The following is a 21,234-nucleotide window of genomic DNA, read 5'->3' as shown; positions in this document are numbered from 1 at the left end:
TGGTGGAGATCCTAGAGCGATCCCGGCCCGGGAGGCAGTAAACCCGCAGGAACAGCCGCCTCCCGGCGTACGTGGTACGCCGGCAACGGCCTAGCTTTCGACCACCACGGGGATGATCATCGGGCGGCGCCGGTGGGTGTCGCTGACCCATTTGCCGACCACCCGGCGGATCACCTGCTGCAGCTGGTACATGTCGTCCACGCCGCCGCCGATCGCCTTCTCGATCTCCGCCTCGATTCGCGGTTTCAGCTCGTCGAACACCGCGTCGTCCTCGGCGAACCCGCGGGCGTGGATCTCCGGTCCGGCGGTCAGCTTGCCGGTCACCGAGTCCATCACCGCGATCACCGAGATGAACCCCTCGTCGCCGAGGATCCGGCGGTCCTTCAGCGAGCTCTCGGTGATGTCGCCGACCGTCGAGCCGTCCACGAACACGTACCCGCAGTCGACCTTGCCGGCCACCACGGCCTTGCCGTCGACCAGGTCGACCACGACCCCGTCCTCGACCACCACGACGTTCTCAGCCGGTACGCCGGTCTGCCGGGCCAGGTCGGCGTTCGCGTGCAGGTGCCGGACCTCGCCGTGCACCGGCAGCACGTTGCGCGGCTTGACGATGTTGTAGCAGTAGAGCAACTCCCCCGCCGACGCGTGTCCGGACACGTGCACGAGCGCGTTGCCCTTGTGGATCACGTTCGCGCCGTGCCGGGTCAGGCCGTTGATCACCCGGTAGACCGAGTTCTCGTTGCCGGGGATCAGCGAGGACGCCAGTACGACGGTGTCGCCGGGCTGGATGTGGACGACGTGATGGTCGTTGGCCGCGATCCGGGACAGCGCGGACATCGGCTCACCCTGTGAACCGGTGGACACCAGCACCACCTGCTCCGGCGGGTAGTTGTCCAGTTCACGCATGTCGATCAGCGTCTCGCCGGGCACGTTGAGGAAGCCGAGATCACGGGCGACGCCCATGTTCCGCAGCATCGAACGTCCGACGTACGCGACCTTGCGGCGGTGTTTCACCGCGGCGTCCATCACCTGCTGGACCCGGTGCACGTGGGATGCGAAACAGGCGACGATGATCCGCTGGTTCCGCGCGTTGGTGAAGACCCGGTCGAGCACCGGCGCGATGTCGCGTTCGTGGGTGGTGAAGCCGGGGACCTCGGAGTTGGTGGAGTCGACGCAGAACAGGTCGACGCCTTCCTCACCGAGCTTGGCGAACGCGCGCAGGTCGGTGATCCGGTTGTCCAGCGGGAGCTGGTCCATCTTGAAGTCACCGGTGTGCAGGACCAGGCCGGCCGGCGTACGGATGGCCACGGCGAGCGCGTCCGGGATCGAGTGGTTGACCGCGACGAACTCACACTCGAACGGGCCGAGCTGGATCTTCTCGCCCTCGACCACGATCTGCTGGGGCACGTTGCGGTGCCGGTGCTCCTTCAGCTTGCCCTCGAGCAGCGCGAGGGTGAGCTGCGAACCGATCAGCGGGATGTCGCCGCGCTCGCGGAGCAGGTACGGGACGCCGCCGATGTGGTCTTCGTGGCCGTGCGTCAGGACCACCGCCACGATGTCGTCCAAACGCTCCCGGATCGGCTGGAAATCCGGGAGGATCAGGTCGACACCGGGCTGGTTCTCGTCCGGGAAGAGCACGCCGCAGTCGACGATCAGCAGCTTGCCGTCGTACTCGAAGACCGTCATGTTCCGGCCGACCTCGCCGAGGCCGCCGAGCGGGATCACCCGCAGCGCGCCCGGTACCAGTGGTCCGGGCGCGTCGAGATCTGGATGGGGGTGGCTCATGCAATCAGTCCTGCCGTCTTGAGGTCGGTGGTGAGCCAGTCCACTTGACCGGCGGTCGCCTCGATCAGCGGCAACCGCATCGTCGCGTGCTCGATGACACCGGCCAGCTTGAGCGCGGCCTTCACCATGATGGCGCCCTGGGTCCTGGTCATGATCGCCTCGACCGCGGGCACCAGTTGCCGGTCGATTCGCTGGGCGGTGGCGAGGTCGCCGGCCAGCACGGCGTCGATCAACTGCCGGTATTGCGGGCTGGCGACGTGGGCGACCACGCTGACGATGCCGACCGCGCCGATCGCCAGCGAGGCGAGGTTCAGCTCGTCGGCGCCGCAGTAGTAGACGAGGCCGGAGTTGGCCAGCACCTTGGTGGTCGCGGCGAGATCGCCCTTGGCGTCCTTCACCGCGATGATCCGCGGGTGGTCGGCGAGGGCGAGCAACGTCTCGGTCTTGATCGGGACACCGGCGCGCCCCGGGATGTCGTACAGCATCACCGGCAACTCGGTGGAGTCCGCGACCGCGGTGAAGTGCGCCTTCAGGCCGTCCTGCGGGGGCTTGTTGTAGTACGGCGTGACGACCAGCAGGCCGTGTACGCCGGCAGCCGCGGCCGCCTTCGCGCACTCGATCGTGTGCGCGGTGTCGTTCGTCCCGACGCCGGCGACCACCTTCGCCCGATCGCCGACCGCCTCCAGCACGGCCTTGAGCAGCTGCACCTTCTCGGCGTCCGACGTGGTCGGCGATTCGCCGGTGGTGCCGTTGATCACGAGCGCGTCGTTGCCCTGGTCGACGAGGTGGGTCGCCACCTTCTGCGCAGCAGCCAGATCAAGGGCGCCATCGGGCCGGAACGGGGTGATCATCGCCGTGGTCAACCGGCCGAAAGGCGGTGCCGCCGGGGCATGACTTGCTGCAGAGGACATGGGGGTCAGATTACCGCTCCATCACCCTCGAGAAATGGGTAGGCCTGGTGGCTGTCCGCTCGGGGGTCCGGGCAGCCACCAGGCTCAATGGTCATATCGGCCCAGCCCCTGCAGGCGTTACAGCTCTGGCCAAGAAAATCCGGAAAAACTTCTGATAATACCCTCGGTGACACCGTGGTCACCCAGCGCCGATAATCCACCCTGTGGACGCCTGGTCCACTAGCGTCTACCTGGTGTCGATGCCTAACTCTTCCCGGCCGCCCTCCGCTGCCACGCTGACGACGACTGTGGGCGCGATGGTGCTCTCGGTGCCGTTGATGACCTTCACTCTGTACTTCGTGCTCGTCACCGACGACGGGTTCGGCGACTTCCCCGCGACCTGGGCTCTGGCCATCCTGGCTCTCGCGGTCGGGGCGTACGCGTTCTGCGAGTACGTCGGCTTCCGCACGGCACCGCTCGAGCACGGTGGGGAGCCGCACGAGGTGGAGGCGGCGTCCTGGATGCGCTTCACCACGTCGACTTTCGTCCGGTTCGCGGTGTGTGAGGCGGTGTTCCTCATCTCCGTTCCGCTCGGAATCATCACCCAGAGTTTCTGGATCGTCCTGGTCGGCGCCGCACTCGGCCTTGCCCTCCTCACCTGGGAAGTCTGGCCCGGTCCCCGCAACCAACGCCGCTTCGCCGCCGCACTCGAAGCCCGAGGCGTCCCCTCCTACCTCCCCGGCCGCCCCCAAGACCACCTCTAGCTGTCCCTCACCCAGCATCCCGGCCCCGAGCTCACCCCTAACCACCCGCGCCCCGCATCCTCGGCCCACCTCTATCCACGCGCGCCCCGCATCCTCGGCCCACCACTATCCACGCGCGCCCCGCATCCCCGATCCGAGCCCATCTCCAACTCCTCGCCCCCCATCCCCGGTCCCGAACCGGCGGCTTGAACAACAAACGGTGGGCTTGAACAAGACGTGCCGTGACCGAGGTCCCCGAAGGGTATGCACGGTTCCAACTCAGCGCCCGGATCTCACGCAAGGGTGCGGACGGACAGGCAGTATTCCGCGGTCGGGGCGTTCGTTCGGTGGGCCCCAGGCGTGGAGGGCGTCGACTGGAGGGATACGACCTGCGCTAGCCGGCGGCGGTTCGGTAGATCAGGCAGCCGCGGCGCTCCAGGTCATGGACCCACTCCGGTACGACGGGGAGGTCGAGCCAGCGGAGATCGAGCTTCTCCAGAGCCGGGAAGGCGTCGGGGGCGAGATCGGGGAGACGGGTGATCCTGTTCGCGCGGAGATCCAGGTGCCGGAGTCGTGGGAGGCGGGCGAGTTGGACCGGGAAGTCGGTCAACGTGTTCGCACGCAGGCTGAGCACGCGGAGTTCGGTCAACTGATCGAACGTGTCGGACAGCCGGGTCAAGGGGTTGCGATCGAGGTGGAGCTCGCGGAGCGCCGTCAGTTCGCCGTACGAGTCGGGGAGAGTGGTGAGCCGGTTCCCGTACAGGCGGAGCTCGACCAGTGAGGTGAGGCGGCCGAGGGATTCGGGGACTTCGGTCAGGCCGTTGTCCGTGGCGCCGAGGTAGACGAGCGAACCGAGGTCGCCGAGGGTGCTGGGCAGCCTCGAGATCGCGAGTTCGCTGACGTAGAGGAACTCAAGGCTCTTCAGCCGGCCGAGTGAGTCGGGCAGGGCCACGAGCGGTTGGTGACTGACATCGAGGATCCGGAGCTCAGTGAAGTCGCCGAGCCAGTCGGGCAGGTTGGTCAGCTGGTTGCCGTGTAGGTACAGCTCGCGCAGACCGGTCTGCCGGCGGACCCCCGGTGCGACCTCGCGGAGGCCGGTCTCGCCGAGGTTGACCGATCTCATTGGCCGGCCACCCAGACCGAGGTGGTGGAGATGAAGTTGCGGACGAGCTCGAGAGCGCCGGGCATCAGCAGGAAGCTCCCGACCAGCAGGAGCGGGACGATGATGAGCCGCTCGACCCAGCTGCCGGTGCTGAACCGGAGCGGTCGGGGCAGGCGGATCTCGTACCACGTCTCGCCGCGGATCGGCAGCGGCCACAACCACGGACAGCCGGACCGGGTCAGGCTGTCGCCGAGACAGTGCACGAACATGCCAACGGCAACCGCCACACCGATCCAGCTGCCGATCTCGGCCAGACCGGCCTGGACCGCATCGGCCGCGGTCATGCCCGGGATCACGCCGCCCGCGACAGACCACACCGCCGCGCCGATGACCGCGGTGATGATCCAGTCGCCGAGGACATCCGCGGCCAGGAGCAACCCGGCGAGCGCGACCGCGAGCACGGCCCATCGTCCACCCTTGGCACCGGCACCCGCCGCGAGGAATCCGAGCAGAGCGGCCGCGGCGACCGTGTGCGTGGCGTGCCGGTGTTTACCCGTACTGTCCTCGTCGCGCGGACCCTTGGTGATCCGGTAGAGGACACTGGAGAAGGTCCGGACCGCGGCGGACACGATCCGCGTGATCGGCCCGAGCAACCTCGAGGCCTTCGCCCCGGGGTGATCCAGGTCCGGCACCAGCGCATACCCGGCGGTCGCGGCCGCGAACGGCACCACCTCGGCGACACTGGTGAGACCGATCAGCGGAGCCGCCACCAACCCGGCGCACCATCCGGACAACGCGTGCGATCGCCCCATCATCCGCCGCGAACCCCCTTGTTTTGTGAAGGGTTGAGTATCGCAGCGCCCACCGACAGTTCTCATCAGGCACGACGAGCAGGCCCAAGAAATCCTTAGGCGTCGTAGTCGAGGGTGACCTTGGGGGTGGTGGGGTGGGATTGGCAGGTGAGGACGTAGCCGGCCTGGATTTCGTCGGGTTCCAGGGCCCAGTTGGTGTCCATTCGGACGGCGCCTTCGATGACCTTGGCTCGGCAGGTGCCGCAGACGCCGCCCTTGCAGGCGAACGGTGCGTCCGACCGTACGGCGAGGGTCGCGTCGAGCACCGCCTTCGCGTGTTCGCCCAACGGGAACGTCGACCGGCGCCCGTCCAGGATCACCGTGACCTCGGCGGCGTCCTCGTCGACCGCGGTCTCCGGGACCCGCGCGACCGGGACCTCGTCGCCGACGTGGAACAGTTCGGCGTGCACGGCCTCACGCAGTACGCCCTCCGAATGCAACACGTCCTGCGCCCCGACGACCATCGCGTACGGCCCGCAGAGGAACCACTCGTCGACGGTCTTCACCGGCAGGATCGCATCGATCATCCGACGCAGCCGATCACCGTCGATGCGGCCGCTGAACAACTCGACCTCGGTCGTCTCCCGGGACAACACGTGCACCAGGTGCAGCCGTTCGGCGTACCGGTCCTTGAGGTCGGCCAGTTCGTCGGCGAACATCACCGACCCGGCCGAGCGGTTGCCGTAGAGCAAGGTGACCCGGCTGCGCGGTTCGACCTGCAGGACGGTCGCGACCAGGGACAGCACCGGCGTGATCCCGCTGCCCGCGGCGACGAACGCGTAGTGCTTCTCGTTGTCCGGATCCAGCTCGGTGCCGAACCGACCGAGCGGGGTCATCACGTCGATCGTGTCGCCGACCTTCAACCGCTCCGCGGCGTACGAGGAGAACTCCCCGCCGGGGATCCGCTTGACGCCGATCCGCAGTACGCCGGATCCCGCGGGCGCGCAGATCGAGTAGCTCCGTCGCACCTCCTCGCCGGGGCGGCGGACGGTCAGGTGCTGGCCGGCGGCGAACTCGTACTCCGCAGCCAGCTCGGCCGGCACGTCGAAGGTGATCGCGACCGAGTCGTCGGTGATCTCCTCGATCGCCTTCACCTTCAGCGGATGGAAGCTGGCCCGCCGCCGGGTCATCGTCGTCGTCATCGCAGAGGCCTCAGAGATTCTTGAAGTGGTCGAAAGGCTCACGACACGCGTTGCACCGCCAGAGCGACTTGCACGACGTGGACCCGAAGCGGCTCAGCTCGGACGTGTCCGGCGAGCCGCACAACGGGCAACGAACAGTCAGCGTCAACGGGATCGGCCCGTCCACCGCACGCTTTCCTGTTGGCGGGGCGATCCCGTACTCGACCAGCTTCGCCTTGCCCGCATCGCTCATCCAGTCGGTCGTCCAGGCCGGCGACAGCACCGTCTCGACCCGGCCCTCGACGCCGAGGTAGTTGAGGGTCAGCTCGACCTCGTGCCGGATCAGGTCCATCGCCGGACAGCCGGAGTACGTCGGGGTGATCGTCACGACCACCTCGTCCCCCTCGCGCCGCACGTCCCGCAGCACGCCGAGATCCGCGATCGTCAGCACCGGCACCTCAGGATCCGCGACCTCCCCCACCGCCGCCCAGATCCTTGCGTCCGAAGAATCGTGCGCCATAGCGCTCCCGTGTTCGGACGCAACAGTTTCACGGGTCACCATGTCGCCCCCGGGTGCGAGCGCGCGACGTGCTGGAGTTCGGCGAGGAGGTAGCCGAGGTGTTCGGTATGCCGCCCATCGCGCCCGCCGTCGTGCTGGTACGACGACTCCGGCCGGCTGCACGTGGATTCGTCGATCACCTGCGTGATCCGGCGCGACCACTCGTCCGCGAAGGTCGACGGGTCGACGGCGATGCCCGCGAGCCGTCGTACCAGATCGTCGGAGGCGAACATCTCCGCGGTGTACGGCCACATCGCGTCGAGGCCGGACTGCATGCGCCGATGGCTCTCCTCGGTCCCGTCGCCGAGTCGGAGCACCCACTGGGTCGCGTGGTCGACGTGGTACGCGACCTCCTTGACGGCCTTGCCGGCCACGCCCGCGAGGGTCTCGTCGGACGACATCCGCAGCTCTTCGTAGAGAAGGTGCTGATAGGTCGCGAAGTAGAGCAGCCGGGCGATCGTGTGGGCGAAGTCGCCGCTCGGGAGTTCGCAGAGCTGGAGATTGCGGAAGTCGCGTTCGTTTCGGAAGTAGGCGAGGTCGTCCTCGGACCGGCCCACGCCCTCCACCTGGCCGGCGTACTGGAGCAGGGACCGGGCCTGGCCGAGCTGGTCGAGCCCGATGTTGCCGAGAGCAACGTCCTCCTCGAGCTGTGGGGCGGCCGCGATCCACTCGGCGGTCCGCTGCGCCGCGATCAGCGCGTCGTCGCCGAGCCGGAGGGTGTACTCGAACAGGTCGCTCACAGGTGGTCGACGCCTTCCGGGACCTGGTAGAAGGTCGGGTGCCGGTAGACCTTGTCCCCGGCCGGGTCGAAGAACTCGTCCTTCTCGTCCGGGCTGGACGCGGTGATGTCGGCGGCCCGGACGACCCAGATCGAGACGCCCTCCTGCCGGCGGGTGTAGACGTCGCGGGCGTTGCGCAGCGCCATCGTCGCGTCCGGCGCGTGCAGACTGCCGACGTGGGTGTGCGACAGCCCGCGGCGGGACCGGATGAAGACCTCCCAGAGAGGCTCGATCATGCGGCACTCTCCTCTTTCTTCAGTTCCTGCTTCTCCGCATAGGCGGCCGCCGCCTCGCGGACCCAGGCGCCGTCCTCGTGCGCCTTCACCCGGTTCGCCAGCCGCTGCTGGTTGCACGGCCCGTTGCCCTTGACCACCTGGTAGAGCTCCTCGTAGTCGGGCTCGCTGAAGCTGTAGCGCCCGGTCTCCTCGTCGTACAGCAGACCGTCATCGGGGACGCGCAGCCCGAGCACATCCGCCTGCGGCACGGTCATGTCGACGAACCGCTGCCGCAACTCGTCGTTGCTGTGCCGCTTGATCCCCCACGCCATCGACTGCTCCGAGTGCGTCGAGGCGGCATCCGGCGGGCCGAACATCATCAGGCTCGGCCACCACCAACGGTCCAGCGCGTCCTGCGCCATCGCCTTCTGCCCGGGCGTGCCGTTGCACAGCGTGTACAGGATCTCGAACCCCTGCCGCTGGTGGAACGACTCCTCCTTGCAGACCCGGACCATTGCCCGCGCATACGGACCGTACGAGCAGCGGCAGAGCGGGACCTGGTTGACGATCGCGGCGCCGTCGACCAGCCAGCCGATCGCGCCGATATCGGCCCAGGTCAGAGTCGGGTAGTTGAAGATGCTGGAGTACTTCTGCTTGCCGCTGTGCAACCGGTCCAGCAGGTCCGCCCGGTCCACGCCGAGCGTCTCGGCCGCGGCATACAGGTAGAGCCCGTGGCCGGCCTCGTCCTGGACCTTGGCCATCAGGATCGCCTTGCGGCGCAGCGAGGGGGCGCGGCTGATCCAGTTCGCCTCCGGCTGCATGCCGATGATCTCGGAGTGCGCGTGCTGCGCGATCTGCCGGATCAGGGTCTTGCGGTACCCCTCCGGCATCGCGTCGCGCGGCTCGATCCGGCCGTCGGCGTCGATGGTGGCCTGGAAGCTGTCCATGCCGGCCAGCATAGCCCAGATGTGACACCACAACGCCATTCCGACGAAAAGTGTCACAAGATCGGACACGGTACCGGTCCTGCCGGAGGTGGCCGGGCCGGGCTTTGCGAGGATGGGGCATATGAGCAGCGAGTTCGGCGTACCGGAACCGGTCAGTCTGTCGGCCATGGGTGAGGACCCGATCGCCGAGTCGAGTGTGCGGCTGGCGTTGCCCGCCGAGGCGGACCGGATCGGCGAGATCCAGGTCACCGCGTGGCGCGCGACGTACCACGGTCTGCTGCCGGCCGACGTACTGCTCGACCTCAACCCCGCGCAGTTCGCCGCACAGTGGCGGGCCGCGCTCCTCTCCCCCGGCGAGGCGCGGAACCGGGTGATGGTCGCCTTGGCCGGACGCGAACTGGTCGGCTTCGCGGCGATCACCCCGTCGGACGATCCTGACGCGGATCCGAAGTCCGACGCGTTGATCGCCGAGTTGGCCGTGGATCCCGCCGCGACCCGGGCCGGCCACGGGTCGCGGCTGCTGAACGCCGTGGTCGACACGGTCCGCGCGGATGGGTTCACCCGGGTGACGGTTTGGGTCAACTCGACCGACGACGTGTTGCGGGCCTTCTACACCGAAGCCGGCTGGAGTCCGGACGGCGCGCATCGCGAGCTCGACCTGTACGGCGACGAGTCCGTCCGAATCAAGCAGATCCGCTTGCACACCGACCCGGGGTCAGCCGACTGATTCCAGCCTGAAGCGGCGGCGGTAGTCGCTCGGGGTGAGGCCGGTACTGCGTTTCAGCTGGATCCGCAGATTGGTCGCCGTACCGAGACCCGTTTGCCGGGCGATCTTGTCGAGCCGGACCTCGCCGCGTTCCAGCAGCCGGCAGGCGACGGCGACTCGTTCGCCGGTGAGCCAGGTCAGCGGGGTCGTGCCGAGCTCGGCCTGGAACCGGCGGTGCAAGGTCGCCTGACTGACCGCCGCCCGGGCCGCGAGATCGCCGACCGTGAGCGGGCCGTCGAGCTGAGCGCGGGCCCAATCCAGCAGCGGGGCGAGCGACGTGTCGGCGACCGGTGGTACCGGCTGGTCGATGAACTGGCGCTGACCGCCGTCGCGGTTCGCCGTGAACACCAGGCGCCGGCTGACCGCGTTCGCGATCTCGGCACCGTGGTCCCGCTTGATCAGGTGCAGCCCAAGGTCGAGCGCGGCCGCACTCCCCGCCGCGGTGAACACGTTGCCGTCCGCAACGAACAGCACATCGGGCTCGAGATGCACATGCGGGAACATCCGCTCGAACAGCTCGGCCCAGCGCCAGTGCGTTGTCGCTCGTTTGCCGTCGAGTACTCCGGCCGCGGCGAGCGTGAACGCGCCCGTGCAGAAGCTGACCAGGCGCGCCCCACGATCCGCAGTACGGCGTACAGCATCGAGTACTTCGGGTGAAGGCGGGGTCTCGGGGTCGGGGCGATTCGGGACGATCAGGGTGTCGGCCTGATCGACCTGGTCGAGGCCCGCGACGTCGGTCAGGGTGAAGAAGCCGTGGTGCATGCCGACGGCAGGGGACGGCGTACAGAGGGCGAGGTCGTACCACTCCCGGTCGAGTTCCGGACGACGCAGGCCGAACAACTCGGTCGCGACACCGAGCTCGAACGGGTTGGAGCCCTCGTCGACGATCACGACGACGCGGTGCGGCCGGGACTGCGCTTCCGCCCGCAGCCCGCTCTGCGAGGATTCTTTCGACATGTGTCATTCCTAGCACTCACGGGGCAGTCTGGCGAGCGCCGACGATTGTTCGTATGACCGAAGCTGTCGATCTCCGCGCTGTCCTGAAGACCTTCGACGACCTGTGGAGCCCACGGATCGCCGCGCGCATCAACGACTACGACGTCCGCGTCACCAAGGTGGCCGGCTCCTACATCTGGCACGTGCACGACACCACGGACGAGTTCTTCCTGGTCCTGGACGGCGAACTCAGCATCGCCGTCCGCGACCCCGACGAACGCGTGGTGACTCTGTCCCCCGGCTGCGTCTTCGTCGTCCCGCGCGGCGTCGAACACCGCCCGTACTCCGACGGCGGCGCCTCCATCGTCGTCATCGAACCCGCCGGCATCCCCACCACCGGCGACCGCCACGACCCCCTCCCCGACCACATCCAAACCCACACCGGCCTACCCGTCTGAACCCACCCGTCCGGGTTGGTGGTTGCCGCGATCAACGACACCGGGTTGCGGATGCTCGTGGCCGGCCGGCCTGAGTTCGGCTCTGCGGCTGACCGGGTCGCTCTGTGGTTGATCAGCGGAGGTGTTCTTGGCGGCCCACGGAGTACGCGCGGGTCAGCCAGTCGGCGACCTCGGGGTCGACTTCGGCGGGGGTATGGAGGCGGAAGGCGTGCAGGATGTTGCGGGGTGAGTAGACCTCGATCCTGGTGAAGCGCGGGCTGGACAGGCGCTCCGCCAGGACCACGTGGCCGTCGAGCCAATGGCGGCGTGGGGTGAAGGCGGCGAAGCTCATCCGGGTGTGCAGGGCGATGCGGGTCTGCTCGGGGAGGATCTCGACCGGGCCTAATCCCCGGACGATCTCGACGATGCGGTCGAAGGTCTCCCGGACAGTCGCGTCCTTGCCGGCGAAGTGGTCGTCCAGGTTGCCGAGCGGGCGGCAGGTGTGGGACTGGTTCGTGTTGGCGAACGTCCGGCCGCACCGCGCGCAGGTCCACATCACGCCCTCCTTCTCCGGAGCACCTCCGCCCGGCGATCGACGTCCACCGCCTGAGCGCTCACGCGAGGCAGAACTCGTTGCCCTCCGGGTCCTGCATCACCAGGTGGAAGCCATCCTCCTCGTGCCGGATCGCGACCGTCGCGCCCAACGCGATCAAGCGCTCCGCCTCGGCCTCGATCTTCGTCCGGCGGTCGTCGCCGTCCAGTCCGGGTGCGACCTTGATGTCGAGGTGGACCCGGTTCTTGACCGCCTTCCCCTCCGGCACCTGCAAGAAGAAGATGTCCGGGCGATCCCGCTCCTGATCGACCAGGGTGCGACCGGCGTTGCGCTGGTCCACCGGCATGTTGTTGGCGTCCGCCCACTCGTCCCAGCTCGCGAACCCCTCGGGGATACCGAAGGGAAAGTCGTACCCACCCAGCGCTTCCATCCAGAACCGCGCCAGCCGATCCGGATCCGCGCAGTCGAACACCACGTGCACATCGAACGCCACCGTCACCGGCCGACTCCCGCCCGGTAGAGATCCCGCAGCAAACAGATCTCGCCACCGTGGTGCATCGTCTCGCGGTTGATGTGAGCGATCAGTCCGAGCATCGAGTCCTGGGCGAAGATGTTGCCCCTCGGCCCGAGCGGCTCGTTCAGCGCCTCCTCGTCGAGCCCCTTGATCGCCCCTATCCACCGCCCGTACCAGTGATCCAGGAACGCGAGCGCGGCGTCCGCAGTGCCGGGCAACTCCGACGGAAGCTGCCGCGGATCGAACATGTCCGCATCCGCCGGACCGTCCCCGAAGAAGGTGTTCCACCGAATCGCGAAGCAGCCCACCCCGATGTGCACCATCCGCCAGGCGATAGTGGTGATCGGCGGCGGATCGGACACCTGATCCTCCTCGTCGATCACGATCTTCCCGGTCGCGTCCGGGTGCACGGTCCAACTCGGCTCGGCCGGCGCCCACAGATACTCCGCATCCGTCAGCCCGTCCAGCCGCGGCCGCAGATGCGCGTCCCAGTAGAACTCCAGCTGCGAGATCAGCACCTCACCGCTCATCCAGCCCTCCCCAGTCCAGTCGACTCCCGCAGCCTAGAAGCCGTCGCCGACAAAACGCCCTATCACCCGGACGAGCCCGCGACGGGCCGGGGGTGGTGCTCGACCGGGACACGTTGCTATGACAGATTGCGACGGTCCAGTCACGCTTGGCCATCCGTTGGAGGATGTATGAAGTTCCGTACCCTGGCCGTCCTCGGCCTCGGTATCAGCCTTCCCGCCCTGATGATCATCCCCGGCTCCGGCGCCACCGCCACGGTCGACCTGCCCGCCCAGGGCGGCCAGAGACCGAAGTACGTGGCCGGGAAGTACCTGGACCAGAAGCCCGCCTGGCGGCAGTGCGGCGACCCCGAGCTGCGGACGTACTGCGCCAAGATCATCGCGCCGCACGACTGGTGGAACCCGGCCGACCGGAACGACATCGAGCTCGCGGTCAGCAAGGTCGCGCCGGTGAAGGGCAAGCCGAGCCGGGTCGTGTTCGGCAACCCGGGCGGACCGGGCGGTGCCGGGCTCGGGATGGCGCCATACCTGGCCAGCCAGCAGCCGCTCGCCAAGGACCACCTCGCCGTCGGCTTCGACCCGCGCGGCACCGGCGACAGCACCAACGTCACCTGCGCCGGCTCCCCCGGCTACTCGATGGACGCCCGCGACCGCGACCGGCCGAACCTCGACCTGATCTCCGAGGCCTCCAGCCTGGTCCGCCCGTACTGCGAACGCCAGTCGCGCGGTCTGCTCCCCTACGTGACGACCGCGCAGACCGTCCAGGACATCGACCTGATCCGCCGGTTGCTCGGCTACGACAAGATCGACTTCGTCGGGTACTCCGGCGGCACCTGGATGGGTGCGTACTACCAGACCTACTTCCCCGAGCACGTCGGCCGGTTCGTACTCGACTCGAACACCGACTTCACCCGGCCCTGGCTGGACACCTTCACCGCCCAGCCGCAGGCGTTCGAGCGGCGCTTCCGCGAGGACTTCGCTCGGTGGGCGGCCAGGTACGACGATCAGCTTGGCCTCGGCCGGACGCCACGCCTGGTGATCCGCACGTATGAGCGGCTCCGGGCGGATCTGAAGAAACAGCCCGCGGTGGAAGAATTCCTCGACGGCTCGGTGAAGATCAGTTACGACCAGAACACCCTGGACGCGATCGTCACCGGGGATATGTATACAAAGCTCGACTTCTACTCGCTGGCCCTCGATCTCGCCTTTTTCCGCGATCTCGCGGCCGCCCAGCGTCAGGGCGGACCGCGCGCCGCGCAACGCAAGGTCGACGCGCTTCCGCTCGCCCGCCAGCAGCAGCTCGTCGAGCGCGCGACCCGGCGCCCGGTCGGGCTCGCCCCGTTCGGCCTGCCCACGTTCGGCCGGCCGTTCGCCGAGGACGCGGAGAACGCTACCTTCACCGCGGTCACGTGCAACGACACCGAATGGCCGCAGGGCCGCGAGTACGGCGAACTCCTGTCCGCGCGACTCGGCCCGCACTACCCGCTGCTCGGTTGGGGCATGAGCGAGAACCCTTGTTTCTACTGGAATCGCCCGCAGTTCACTGCCCCGACCCCGACCGGCGCGGGCCTGCCGACAACGCTGATGGTGCAGTCGGTGCACGACCCCGCGACCAACATGTCACTGGCGGCGTCGGCACACAGCCGGTACGCCGGGTCGCGGCTGATCACGGTCACGCGTGAAGGCGACCACGGCATCTACGGCGGCGTGAACAAGTGCGTCGACAAGTTGGTCAACACGTTCCTGACCACGGGCCGGGCGCCGGCCGCCGACACCACTTGTCAGGGCGAGGGCATCCCGGCACCGCCAACGCACAACCTGGACGGAAACAACCTGGACGGGACGGCCACCGGGGCACCGCTGCACCGGATCGCAGGATTCACGAAAGCGGTTTCCGGATATTTGCCCTGATTGCCGCTGCAATTGACCTGTATTCGACGGTGAGTTCGGCCGAATTCGGCCGTTTTCCGGGTACACACCGACAGGCTTCCGTCACCGTCGGCGAAATCCGGCTGGGGTTTTCGTTGTCAGGACATGATTGTCAGGGCGATGTCAGGGTTCCGTCCCTGTTTGACAGAGCGTGACCAGGACAACCTTGAGTCAGCGCGGGAGACCAACCGTCGTCTGGGAGGGCTCGACGGGAGAGGGACTTTCGCCGACGCGGTTTTCGGCCGGCTGTGGGTGGGGGGACTGCCTGGGGGGTCAGACAGGCACACAGCCGGCCGGGACCCGTTAGTCGTCGGTCCATCCCGCCCCTGAATCCCTCGCGGGGTACCTTCGATCCCCCAGGTCGTGGTGCCTCGCGAGGCTCATCTCTCCGTTCCGAGGGCTGCACTGCGTGCCGCCTCGGCAGCGGTCACAGCCCGGGTGGTGCGATCTGGTGGACGCACCACCCGGGCTTCGTTGTGTCCTCAGCGGTGACGGTCCGCGTACTGGGCTTGGTAGAGGGACGGTGGGAACAGGCCGGGGCGATTTGCCCCTTCGATGTAGCCGACGGGCTGCTCGAACGGGCCGTCGCCGGTGATGACGCCATGGCAGCCGATGGCGTAGTTCTGGGCGGTCGGTGGCTTCTGGACGACGAGTTCGGCCGTGCCGGTGTCGCAGTTCCAGCCGACCGAATGTGCGGTCGCCCAGCCGTGACCGGTCCCGTAGTCGCCTCGGTTGTAGATGCCGAGCACGAGGTCCACCTGCGGGGCGATGTCACGGTGGTTGTCCCAGAGCATCCCCTGGCTCCACCGGCGGTGACCTTCGCTCGACGCCAGCGCACCCTCCGAAGTGCCGCGCAGGAACACGATCCCCGACGCGCTGCTGGTGCCGTTCGAGATGAACGCGTGCCGCGCCTTGGTCGCGTAGCAGTCGACGAAGAGCACCTGCTGCGAGAACCCCTCGCAGTTGAAGTTGTACCGCAGCCCGCCGGTGATCACCGACGCCGGATCGAGCGCGCGGCAGTTGCGTACCGTGACCCGGGTCGCCTCGGTCGTCTCCACGCCGGCCTTCGCGAAGTGCAGGAAGGTGGAATCCCGGACCCACGCATCCTCCACCTGCCGGACCTTCACCGCGATCCACGCGTGCGCCTCGTCCTGGTTCGGGTCCCCGGCGAACTGGATGTCGATCCGCAGCTTCTCCAGACCGACGTCGGTCACCAGGCCGGCGCGATCCCAGACGTACAAGTAGGACTGCGACCGGACCCGTCGGAGGTGCTCGAACACCGGTACGTCGACCGTCACGGTGTTGCCGCGGATCGCGGTGATCCGGCGGTTGTACGTGATCGGCTGGCTCCCGACCGTCCAGGCCGCATCGGTCGCGGTACCGCCGTAATCGACCGATTCCAGCCACGCCTCGGTACACGGGTGGACCACGATGATGCTGTCGCCGCGCTTCAACCGGCTCGCGTCCGCGACCTCGAACGATCGCGACCCGACCTGCACCCAGTCGGTCGTGATGTCCGTCCGGGTCCCGGCCACCGGGTAGTTGCCAGGAGCAAGCAGTACGGCGCCACGCTGGTCCCGCGGACGGGCGCCGACCTCGTCGATCGCGGCCTGCAGGTGGGCCGTGTTGTCACCGTCGACCGGCGAGACGGTCTTGACCGTGCGGACGTGCGGGATCGGCCGGTCGCCGTGCCGGTAACCAGCGTGACTGAAGTCGGGGATCCGGTTCCCCTCGGCGTCCTCGGCGTAGACCAGCCGGTACTCCGAGTCGTAGCGGACCAGTTCCGACTGCCAGCGGCCGTTGCTCTCGATGCTCATGGGGGCGTTGGTTCCGTTCGGGGTGGCGGCTGCGGTGCCGGCGCCGAGCGGGCCGAATGCGCCGAGAGCGACGCCCCCACCGGCACCCAGCACTCTCCTGCGACTGAACTGTCTGGACATCGAAAAGCCTTCCTGATGGGCGGATCAGGAGGCTCAGTCTGGGTTCCAGCAGATCAGTTGGCAAGCGCTTACCGGCGTGGTCGAAACCGATTCCCGCCAGGCGGAACCCACAGGTCCCACTAGCGATCACGACATGGAACTCAGAGGCGGCTGGAGCGGTCCGGGCTGGTGGCAGGGCCGGGGTAGCCGTCGGCGACCGCCGACAGCGGGGTGGCCCGGCCGGCGGACCAGGCGGCGCGGAAGGCGTGGCGGTTCAGGCTCTGCTCGATCGCCTGCCGGGTCGCCTGGTGGTCGGCCTTCTCGACCTCCGGCACCGGCGCGCCGATCACCTCGCGGATCCCGTCCGCCGCACCCAGCAGGAAGGCCGCGTACTCCGAACGGTTGCGCTGCTTCGCGACCGTGGCCAACTCCTCCAGCACACTCGCGGAACGCCAGCGATCACCCAGATCGCGGTGCTCGGCCAGACTCTCGTCGAGCAGGTGGACCGCACGTTCGGTCAGGCCGCGACGGCGTTCGACGATACCGAGCTGGTTCAGCGACCACGCGACGCCCTCGCGGTACCCGAGTCGCTGCGACAGCGCCAGACTCTCCTGCAGCAGGTCCTCCGCCTCGGTCAGTTCGCCGCTGTACTGCGCGATCGTGCCCAGACTGATCAGCGACCAGGCGAGCCCTTCACCGTCACCCAGCACGCGGAAACTGTCCTGCGCCTTACGGCACCGCCTCGCCGCGACTTCCAGATCACCGCGCAACCACGCGACGAAACCCAGGTGGTTGTGCGCCCACGCCATCCCGGACCGGTCGCGCAGGCTTTCGTACAGATCGAAGCTCTGGCAGTGCAGGTTCTCCGCCGTCACGTAGTCGCCGCGCTCCCGGGCGACCCCGCCGAGACGTTGCATCACGAGCGCCGTACCGGCCGTGTCGTCGAGCTCCTGGTACTGCGCGAGCGCGGACTCCAACCGGGCGGTCGCCTCGTCGTACTCGCACTGCAGGAAGGCGAGCATCCCCGCGCCCAGCGAAGCCTTCGCGGTCGCGGCCGTCGGGGTGGGTGACTCGCCGGCCAGAGCAAGCGCCCGTACGAGCCACTCGCTGCCCTCGGCGTAGTAACCGCGCAGGTAGCAGAACAGCCACAAACCACCGGACAGCCGAACCGCCTCGTCGGTCGCCCGGGCCCGCAACGCCCACGCGATCGCAACTCGCAGATTGTCCAGCTCGCCGTCGAGCCGGTCGAGCCAGTCCCCCTGGTTCGCGCCGCGCAGGTGCGACTCGGCCTCTTCGGCCAGGGTCCGGTAGAAGGCCGCGTGGTGCCGGGCGGCCTCGTCGGTACGGCCGGCCGTCGCCAGTTGGCCGGCGGCGAACTCGCGGATCACCTCGAGCATGTCGTACCGCGCGATCCCGCGATCGCGGCTGACCCGGACCAGGGACTTGTCGACCAGCCGGCCGGTCAGGTCCAGCGCCGCCGCTCGCTCGATCGGGCCCGGGTTCGTCTTGCCGGCCAGCACGGCCGCGGCCGCGTTCAAGGTCCACCCGCCGACGAACACGGACAGCAGGCCGAACAACTCCCGCTCCGGCGGCGCCAGGAGGTCGTAGCTCCAGCCGATCGCACCCGACAGGGACTGCTGCCGCGGACCGGCAGTACTGGATCCGCCGCTGAGGATGCCGAACGAGCTCTCCAGCTCGACCGCCAGTTCCTCGACGGTCAGCACATTCGTCCGGGCTGCGGCCAGCTCGATCGCCAGCGGCATCCCCTCGAGCCGGCGGACCACGCGGGCGACCTGGTCGATCTGCTCGGTCGGCTCGTGTCCGCGGGCGGTCGCGCGATCGACGAACAACCGGACCGCGGGCGACGCCTCCAGCTGCTGGTCGGATTCGGGCAACGCCAGCGGCGGTACGACGTACACGGTCTCACCGGGGATGCGCAGGAGCTCCCGGCTGGTGGTCAGCAAGGAGAGATTGGGGCACTGCTCGAGCAGGGCGGTGCAGACCAGGGCCGCGTCGCCGATCACGTGCTCGCAGTTGTCCAGCACGAGCAGAAGATGCCGGCGGCCGATCTGATCCGCGATCTCCTCGACGAGCCGGCCGCCGTCCAGCGGGTGCAGTCCGGTCGACGCCGCGATCGACGGTGCGACCGCGGCCGCTTCCGCCATCGGGGCGAGCGGGACCCAGCAGATCCCGTCGGCGAACTTGTCCCGGACGGCACCGGCGACGGCGATCCCGAGCTGCGTCTTGCCGACGCCCCCCGGACCGCTGAGGGTGAGCAACCGGGTGACCTTTTCCCCGAGGAGCCGGCTGGTGTCGGTGAGCTCGGTCGCGCGGCCGAGGAGTTCGTTGGCGGCGACCGGCAGCGGCCGCATCGGCGAGCGGGGAGTGTCGCCGTCCCGACGGGCGGCCGCGGCGAGCTCGGTGAGATCGGGCGTGCCGAGCCGGAGTGCGTCTCCGAGCAACCTCAGCGTGTGTGGCCTTGGTGCACGTCGACGACCCCGCTCCAACGCCGCGATCGCGTCGACGCTCAGACCGGCGAGTTCGGCCAGCCGCTCCTGGGACAAACCGGCCTCACGCCGGTGCCGCCGGAGCAGATCACCGAATCCCGTCCCCTGCACGTCGTCCGAGCCGCGGCGAGACCCGTCTGATGGCAAAGGACGGCTCCACCCAGTCTCCGACCTCAACGTGGCGGTCGCCACGTATTCCCTGACGTTAGCCGTTCCCACCCACGTTGTCAGGCACTCTTCGGCGATCCCGGCCAACTCCCGGCAAACTCCCAGGAAGCACGTCGTGGAACCAAACGAGCGCTTGAGGATTCCTCAGCTATTGCAGGCGTTCGGCCGCGGTCGGCTCAGAGCTGGCTGTGTGGACGGCGGTCGGCTCAGATGTGGTCGTGGTGGGTGATGGCGGTGCGCATGGCGGCTCGGGCGCGTCTGCGGTCGCCGGCCGCGTCGTACGCGGTGGAGAGGCGGAACCAGACCCGCCAGTCCCCCGGCGCCGCCTCGGCCTCTTGCTTGTACTTCGCGAAGGCCGCGTCGGCCGCCGATCGTTCGATCCGGCCGGACGGGCGGCGCGGCAGATCGTCGACCGGGAGCAGCCCGTCGCGCTCGAGTTCGCGAGCCAGTACCTCGGTCCGCCGGCCGAACTGGAACTCCCGCCAGACCAGGTACGCCCCGATCAGCGGGATCACCAGCACGGCGACTCCGAGTCCGATCGCCACCGGATCACCGGTCCCGATCAGCAACACACCCCGCCAGCCGAGCAGCCCGGCGTACGCGATGAAAACCACCGCGATCACGATCGCCGCTCGCTTCGCCGTCATCGGGCAGCCACCGTCGACGGGGCAGCCGAGGTCGACGGGTCAGCGCACGTCATCGGTCAGCCGAGGTCGAGGAAGTGTTCCAGGCCGACGGTCAGTCCCGGGGTGTCGCCGATCTGGCGGATACCGAGGATCACGCCGCCCATGAACGACTCACGGTTCATCGAATCGTGCCGGATCGTGAAGACCTCGCCGGTACGGCCGAACATCACTTCCTGATGCGCGACCAGCCCCTGCAACCGGATGCCGTGCACCCGGATCCCGTCGACCTCGGCGCCCCTCGCACCCTCGAGCTCCGTCGTCGTCGCGTCCGGGATCGGGGCCGAGTCCGCCTCACGACGGGCCGCGCCGATCAGCTCCGCCGTACGACGCGCAGTACCGGACGGCGCGTCGACCTTGTCCGGGTGGTGCAACTCGATGATCTCGACGGATTCGTAGTACGGGGCTGCCTGGGCGGCGAACTGCATCATCAGCACCGCGCCGATGGAGAAGTTGGGCGCGATCAGTACGCCGGTCCCGGGGCTGGCCTCGAGCTGCCCGCGCAACGTGGCCAGCCGCTCGTCGTCGAACCCGGTCGTCCCCACCACCGCGTGGATCCCGCGCTCGATGCACCACTCCAGGTTGCCCATCACCACCTCGGGCCGGGTGAAGTCGACCACCACCTGAGCCCCGGCCTTGGTCAGCTCGTCGAGCTCGTCCCCCTGGTCGAGCCGAGCCACCAGCTCGAGCCCGTCCGCGCCCTCGACCGCCAGACACGTCTGAGCCCCCATCTTCCCCTTGGCCCCCAGCACCCCGACCTTGATCATCCGCACCCTTCCTAGACACACCAGACCCGCCCCAGGATCTCACCCCACCCCTCCCTCCCCCCACTCGACCTTGGGCAGCCGGCGTACGGATGGACAGGTAGTAGTCGCCTACAGGCGCCACATTCGCTAGCGGCCAGGCGTAAGGAGTTCCCGGTCCGACGACTACTACCTGTCGATCCGTACGGCGCGAGCCGTCCATCCGCACGGCGCAAGCCCATCGGCCACTCCCCGCAGCTGGCGCTCGTATTCGGCGACCTTGAGCACGGGGTGGGCACGGAATCGTCGCGCCGGCGCCCGGTGGGTGCCCAAGGTGCGGATGCGATCGGCCCCGCGCACGCCGTACGAGCTGGGCCGGCGGACGGCGGTCGCGTTCGGCGACCTTGAGCACGGGGTGGCCACGGAATCGTCGCGCCGGCGCCCGGTGGGTGCCCAACGTGCGCACCCGATCGGCCCCGCGCACGCCGTACGAGCTGGGCCGGCGGACGGCGGTCGCGTTCGGCGACCTTGAGCACGGGGTGGCCACGGAATCGTCGCGCCGG

Annotated in this window: 21 protein-coding genes; 4 read left to right on the top strand and 17 right to left on the bottom strand. The window is 68.6% G+C overall.

From position 1 onward, the window contains the following. Positions 1-90 precede the first annotated feature (90 nt). Positions 91-1,785, bottom strand: coding sequence for a ribonuclease J (locus tag EV643_RS12655; RefSeq protein ID WP_133800221.1), 1,695 nt, complete (start codon positions 1,783-1,785; stop codon positions 91-93). Continuing rightward, complete coding sequence (gene dapA / locus EV643_RS12650; protein ID WP_133800220.1) at positions 1,782-2,696, bottom strand: 4-hydroxy-tetrahydrodipicolinate synthase; 915 nt, start codon at positions 2,694-2,696, stop codon at positions 1,782-1,784. Before dapA ends, EV643_RS12655 begins: the two co-directional genes overlap by 4 nt. Positions 2,697-2,935: 239 nt before the next feature. Here dapA and EV643_RS12645 point away from each other — a divergent pair, with 239 nt between their 5' ends. Next, positions 2,936-3,439 (top strand): hypothetical protein, encoded by a 504-nt coding sequence (locus EV643_RS12645; RefSeq protein WP_133800219.1) that lies wholly within the window; start codon positions 2,936-2,938, stop codon positions 3,437-3,439. Positions 3,440-3,812: 373 nt separating this feature from the next. On the opposite strand, the gene EV643_RS12640 is transcribed toward EV643_RS12645, so the two are convergent. From EV643_RS12640 to paaA, 7 genes are all read right to left on the bottom strand, one after another. After that, on the bottom strand, positions 3,813-4,541 hold the full coding sequence (locus EV643_RS12640; RefSeq protein ID WP_133800218.1) for a leucine-rich repeat domain-containing protein: 729 nt from the start codon (positions 4,539-4,541) through the stop codon (positions 3,813-3,815). Continuing rightward, the gene (locus EV643_RS12635) at positions 4,538-5,332 is read right to left on the bottom strand and encodes a metal-dependent hydrolase (RefSeq protein ID WP_133800413.1); all 795 of its coding nucleotides are present in this window, start codon (positions 5,330-5,332) and stop codon (positions 4,538-4,540) included. Before EV643_RS12635 ends, EV643_RS12640 begins: the two co-directional genes overlap by 4 nt. A 95-nt stretch (positions 5,333-5,427) precedes the next feature. Next, positions 5,428-6,513: a 1,2-phenylacetyl-CoA epoxidase subunit PaaE gene (gene paaE / locus EV643_RS12630; RefSeq protein ID WP_133800217.1), complete on the bottom strand. Its 1,086-nt coding sequence runs from the start codon at positions 6,511-6,513 to the stop codon at positions 5,428-5,430. 10 nt (positions 6,514-6,523) lie between these two features. Further along, entirely contained in the window at positions 6,524-7,012 is a 489-nt protein-coding gene (gene paaD, locus EV643_RS12625) for a 1,2-phenylacetyl-CoA epoxidase subunit PaaD (protein ID WP_133800216.1), read from the bottom strand. Positions 7,013-7,047: 35 nt separating this feature from the next. Then, the gene (gene paaC / locus EV643_RS12620; protein ID WP_133800215.1) at positions 7,048-7,791 is read right to left on the bottom strand and encodes a 1,2-phenylacetyl-CoA epoxidase subunit PaaC; all 744 of its coding nucleotides are present in this window, start codon (positions 7,789-7,791) and stop codon (positions 7,048-7,050) included. Next, the gene (gene paaB / locus EV643_RS12615; protein WP_133800214.1) at positions 7,788-8,066 is read right to left on the bottom strand and encodes a 1,2-phenylacetyl-CoA epoxidase subunit PaaB; all 279 of its coding nucleotides are present in this window, start codon (positions 8,064-8,066) and stop codon (positions 7,788-7,790) included. Before paaB ends, paaC begins: the two co-directional genes overlap by 4 nt. After that, a complete protein-coding gene (gene paaA, locus EV643_RS12610) occupies positions 8,063-8,992 on the bottom strand; it encodes a 1,2-phenylacetyl-CoA epoxidase subunit PaaA (protein ID WP_238165542.1) in 930 nt (309 codons plus the stop codon). The genes paaB and paaA overlap by 4 nt, the downstream gene beginning before the upstream one ends. 121 nt (positions 8,993-9,113) lie before the next feature. Between paaA and EV643_RS12605 the strand changes: the two genes are divergently transcribed. Then, a complete protein-coding gene (locus EV643_RS12605) occupies positions 9,114-9,719 on the top strand; it encodes a GNAT family N-acetyltransferase (RefSeq protein ID WP_133800213.1) in 606 nt (201 codons plus the stop codon). Here EV643_RS12605 and EV643_RS12600 read toward each other — a convergent pair. Further along, positions 9,708-10,715: a GlxA family transcriptional regulator gene (locus tag EV643_RS12600; RefSeq protein ID WP_133800212.1), complete on the bottom strand. Its 1,008-nt coding sequence runs from the start codon at positions 10,713-10,715 to the stop codon at positions 9,708-9,710. The two genes, EV643_RS12605 and EV643_RS12600, sit on opposite strands and share 12 nt — an antisense overlap. A gap of 53 nt (positions 10,716-10,768) precedes the next feature. Here EV643_RS12600 and EV643_RS12595 point away from each other — a divergent pair, with 53 nt between their 5' ends. Then, entirely contained in the window at positions 10,769-11,152 is a 384-nt protein-coding gene (locus tag EV643_RS12595; RefSeq protein ID WP_133800211.1) for a cupin domain-containing protein, read from the top strand. A 112-nt stretch (positions 11,153-11,264) separates the two neighbouring features. Here the strand turns inward: EV643_RS12595 and EV643_RS12590 are convergent, their stop codons facing one another. Genes EV643_RS12590 through EV643_RS12580 form a run of 3 tightly spaced genes read right to left on the bottom strand, consistent with a single transcriptional unit; the run spans position 11,265 to position 12,728 of the window. Beyond that, positions 11,265-11,687, bottom strand: a complete 423-nt coding sequence (locus EV643_RS12590) for a DUF5655 domain-containing protein (RefSeq protein WP_133800210.1) — start codon at positions 11,685-11,687, stop codon at positions 11,265-11,267. Positions 11,688-11,745: 58 nt separating this feature from the next. Then, positions 11,746-12,183, bottom strand: coding sequence for a VOC family protein (locus EV643_RS12585; RefSeq protein WP_202869531.1), 438 nt, complete (start codon positions 12,181-12,183; stop codon positions 11,746-11,748). Next, positions 12,180-12,728, bottom strand: a complete 549-nt coding sequence (locus tag EV643_RS12580) for a DinB family protein (RefSeq protein WP_133800209.1) — start codon at positions 12,726-12,728, stop codon at positions 12,180-12,182. The genes EV643_RS12585 and EV643_RS12580 overlap by 4 nt, the downstream gene beginning before the upstream one ends. Positions 12,729-12,896: 168 nt before the next feature. On the opposite strand from EV643_RS12580, the gene EV643_RS12575 reads away from it, so the two are divergent. After that, the gene (locus tag EV643_RS12575; RefSeq protein WP_133800208.1) at positions 12,897-14,636 is read left to right on the top strand and encodes an alpha/beta hydrolase; all 1,740 of its coding nucleotides are present in this window, start codon (positions 12,897-12,899) and stop codon (positions 14,634-14,636) included. Positions 14,637-15,136: 500 nt separating this feature from the next. Here the strand turns inward: EV643_RS12575 and EV643_RS12570 are convergent, their stop codons facing one another. The 4 genes from EV643_RS12570 to dapB all read right to left on the bottom strand — a co-directional run bounded on the left by EV643_RS12570 (position 15,137) and on the right by dapB (position 20,695). Beyond that, positions 15,137-16,591, bottom strand: coding sequence for a peptidoglycan-binding protein (locus EV643_RS12570; protein ID WP_133800207.1), 1,455 nt, complete (start codon positions 16,589-16,591; stop codon positions 15,137-15,139). 140 nt (positions 16,592-16,731) lie between these two features. Further along, a complete protein-coding gene (locus tag EV643_RS12565) occupies positions 16,732-19,224 on the bottom strand; it encodes an ATP-binding protein (RefSeq protein WP_238165541.1) in 2,493 nt (830 codons plus the stop codon). Between the two features lie 227 nt (positions 19,225-19,451). Beyond that, entirely contained in the window at positions 19,452-19,892 is a 441-nt protein-coding gene (locus EV643_RS12560; RefSeq protein ID WP_133800205.1) for a hypothetical protein, read from the bottom strand. A gap of 56 nt (positions 19,893-19,948) precedes the next feature. Continuing rightward, positions 19,949-20,695: a 4-hydroxy-tetrahydrodipicolinate reductase gene (dapB, locus tag EV643_RS12555; RefSeq protein WP_133800204.1), complete on the bottom strand. Its 747-nt coding sequence runs from the start codon at positions 20,693-20,695 to the stop codon at positions 19,949-19,951. Positions 20,696-21,234: the final 539 nt, after the last annotated feature.

Source organism: Kribbella caucasensis, from assembly GCF_004361855.1.
In the GTDB taxonomy this organism is placed as follows: Bacteria; Actinomycetota; Actinomycetes; order Propionibacteriales; family Kribbellaceae; genus Kribbella; species Kribbella caucasensis.
Note: the sequence above shows the minus strand (reverse complement) of the source record. Positions and strands in the feature narration are given on the sequence as shown.